Annotated in this window: 1 protein-coding gene and 1 pseudogene; both read left to right on the top strand. The window is 43.7% G+C overall.

The window, feature by feature from the left end; translation table 11 throughout:
* Nucleotides 1-75 precede the first annotated feature (75 nt).
* Nucleotides 76-1,676, top strand: a pseudogene (locus KTE19_RS14095) (beta-galactosidase); the annotation flags it as partial.
* A gap of 18 nt (nt 1,677-1,694) precedes the next feature.
* Nucleotides 1,695-3,641: a sugar MFS transporter gene (locus KTE19_RS13100; protein ID WP_085001132.1), complete on the top strand. Its 1,947-nt coding sequence runs from the start codon at nt 1,695-1,697 to the stop codon at nt 3,639-3,641.
* Nucleotides 3,642-3,813: the final 172 nt, after the last annotated feature.

The following is a 3,813-nucleotide window of genomic DNA, read 5'->3' as shown; positions in this document are numbered from 1 at the left end:
CGTCAATTAACCACCAGTCTGCAAATGGTCGTTTTAGCGTTTTTAGCACTATTACTTAAGAGATTTTAGACAGCTTCTAATGAATATGGCGGTGCTTGTTACTGTGATTTGTGCCAGCAAGCCTTTCGTCATTGAGTTCAAAAAAAGTATCAAACGTTAGCCAATTTGAACCATGCTTACTGTGGTGCTTTTTGGAGCCACGATTATACAAGTTGGGATCAGGTTCAGGCACCGTCGCCGCTGGGTGATACGAATGTAATGGGACTTAACCTGGATTGGCATCGTTTTGTAACAGACCGGACGATTGACTTTTTTGATAATGAGATCAAACCGTTACGAGCGCTGACACCTAATATCCCTGTGACAGCCAATTTTATGGGTGGCAACCCATCAGAATCACACGGCTTTTATGATTTAGATTATCAGAAGTTTGCGAAGCATGTCGATATTGTGAGTTGGGATTCATATCCTAATTGGAGTAATGGTTACGAAAGTACGGCCCACTGGCCATGAAAACTGCTTTGATGAATGACGTGATGCGGATCCTCAAGCATGATAACTACTTGATTATGGAAAGTACACCGTCACAGGTTAATTGGCACCCATATAATCGTGCCAAACGACCAGGCATGCACGAAATGGGGAGCTTGCAACAGGTTGCCCATGGCGCCGACTCAGTTTTGTATTTCCAACTACATCAATCATTAGGAGCTTCTGAAATGTTTCATGGCGCCGTCATTGCCAACCATCGTGGCTCAAATACGCGGGCATTTAAGGACGTTCAAAAAGTTGGTCAGGACTTACAAAGCTTACAGGCCGCGCATGGAATGACCAGAACTGCAGCTAAAGTCGCTATTGTCTTTGATTATGACAACATGTGGGGCTTGGATGATGCCCGCAACTACGCTAACGAAACTAAAAAGTATTGGCGCACGATTCAAGAACATTACCAGTATTTCTGGGAACATGATATTCCAGTTGAAATTATTGCGACTACTGATGATTTGACGGCTTATGATTTGGTGATTGATCCGATGCACTTCATGATGAGCGCCCGGTTTGCGACTAAGCTTAAAGCATATGTGCAACAGGGCGGCCATCTGATTGGCACCTATATTACGGGCGTCGTTGATCATGACTTCTTAGCCTATCAAGGTGATGGTTTAGCTGACTTAGAAGCAACTTATGGGATTAAAGTTCAGGAAACTGACACATTATATCCGCAACAACATAATGCACTGACTGCTTATCACCAAGCGTATCAAGTGAATGATTATTGTGATGTAGTTGAGACGACAACGGCACAAGTCCTCGGCACGTATCAAAAAGATTTTTATGCTGGAACACCGGCTGTAACGGTCAATCAATTGGGCCAGGGAGCGGCGTATTATTTGGCTGCGCGGACCGATACTGACTTCTTGGATGCTTTCTATAAACGGCTTGCCACAAGCTTGGCACTTAAACCGGCATTGCCAGTGATCAAAGCGAATGCCAAGGTAAGTATTCAAGTTAGAGAGAATGCGACGACGCGCTATTACTTCGTGATCAATTTTAGTCATCGACCAACGACGGTGACACTTGAAGTGCCGTTACGGCAAATTTTTGAGAATCAAGTGGTAAGTGGCAAGCAAGACTTGGCCAGCTATGGTGTTCAAGTCTATATGATGAATAAATAATTAAGTGGAGTGAAATTAATGGCACAAAATGTTGAACAACAACCAGTAACCAAGAAAAAGTTATCATGGCATCAAATTAATGAAGGCGTTGCCTTTGGATTAGGTAACTTAGGACACTCGGCATTCTATGGTGCGTTGAGTACCTATTTTATTGTCTTTGTCACTAGTGAGATGTTTAGCGGCGTTGCACCAGCTATCGCCAATCGGTTGATTGGTTTAATCACAGGACTGGTGGTGGTGATTCGTTTAGCGGAAGTCGTTGTCGATCCAATCTTAGGCAATATTGTTGATAATACGGAAACACGTTGGGGTAAGTTTAAGCCTTGGCAAGTCATTGGGAGTATTATCAGTTCGGTCTTATTAGTCGTTATTTTCTCAGGAATCTTTGGATTAGCAAAGGTAAACTGGATTTTATTTACAATTGTTTTTGTGATTTTATTTATTATCTTGGATGTCTTCTATTCGTTAACAGATGTCTCGTATTGGGGCATGGTTCCAGCGATTAGTGAAGATAGTCATGCCCGGGGAATTCTCACGGCTCTTGGCAGTTTTGCTGGGACGACCGGTTGGAACGGCCTGGCAATAGTCGTTGTACCAATTACCACGTACTTTACCTTTATCGCAACTGGTAAGCATACCCAAGGTCCACAAGGCTGGCTAGCGTTTGCCGTTATTGTCGGTATTGTGGCAGTCATTTCCGCACTATTTGTCGCCTTTGGAACCAGTGAGAAGCACAATGCGATTCGGGAAGCAGCCAAACAAAAGACGACGATCAAAGGTGTCTTTATGGGCATTATCAAGAATGACCAAATTATGTGGGTCAGTCTGGGTTACTTACTCTATTCATTAGCAAACGTGATAACCAACGGGGTTCTATTCTATCTTTTTAAATTCGTGATTGGTAAACCTGGTGAATTTTGGATTGCTGGGGCGGTCGCAACTGTGATCGGTTTTGTGACGTCACCACTATATCCAATCTTGAACCGGTTTATTCCACGGAAAGTGCTCTTTGCACTCGGTCAATGCTCAATGATTTTAGCCTATATTATCTTTATTGTTGCGCAGACGAATTTGACCTTATTGATCATCGGATTAGTCCTTTTCAATATTAACTTTGCCCAATTAGTCACGGTCCTATCACTGACCGATGCCATTGAATACGGTCAATTGAAGAATGGCAATCGTAATGAAGCGGTGGTGCTTGCCGTTCGGCCGATGATCGACAAAATGACTGGTGCCTTTTCCAACGGTGTCGTCGGTGCCATTGCTTTAGTTGCTGGTATGACTGGTAGTGCAACGGCCGCCGATATGACTGCAAGTAATATTCATACGTTTGAACTCGCAGCGTTTTACTTGCCGTTAGCATGTGCAATCTTGTCATTGTTAGTCTTTACATTCAAAGTAACCATTACCGAAAAGAAACATGCCGAAATTGTTGAAGAGTTACAGGCCAAATTGGCAACAGGGGAAGCAGCGGATGTTGCGGTAACGCCTGCATCTGACATTCTGACCACTGAAATCTTAGCACCAGTAAGCGGTCAACCGCTCGCATTAGCGGATGTCAAAAGTGCCGCACAGCCACAAGGCTTACCGGGAGTTGGTTTCGCTATCAGGCCAAGTGATGGTCGCCTCTATGCGCCATTCGATGGGACGATTCGGTTTACGTTCTCAACTAAACATGTGTTAGGAATCGTGTCAGCTGACGGTCTTGAAACAATTATTCACGTGGGAATCGGGACGGTTAACCTCCGTGGTGCTGGCTTTACGACTTATTGTCAAGATGGGCAAGTCGTACACGCTGGTGATTTACTGATGACCTTTGATCGTGATCTGATCAAACAGAGTGGTTATGACGATGTGGTTGTTACTTTCTTTACGCAACCTGGTCGCGTTACAGCACACACTGAAGATTGGTCAACAGAAGTACAGCATGGTCAATCAGTAATGAAAGTAACATTCAAATAGATTGGAGTTGTCGGTCATGACAACGCCGACTCATTGCGATAATTGTTCGTGTTAGACTTGAGGTATCAAATAAGCACTGCTCACAAAATAGTGGAAGTTTGTCAAATGGTGTTGAAGGATAGTTTCTATCCTTTGGAGATCTCCTCGTGTGGGAGATCTTTTTTGTTGTTTT

It is taken from the genome of Lentilactobacillus dabitei, assembly GCF_019061365.1.
Taxonomy (GTDB): Bacteria; Bacillota; Bacilli; order Lactobacillales; family Lactobacillaceae; genus Lentilactobacillus; species Lentilactobacillus dabitei.
This window is presented reverse-complemented; position numbering and strand designations above follow the sequence as displayed.

Bases quoted from the DNA above. Each gene is read 5' to 3' on its own strand.
- KTE19_RS13100 (WP_085001132.1), top strand. From the start codon at position 1,695: ATGGCACAAAATGTTGAACAACAACCAGTAACCAAGAAAAAGTTATCA.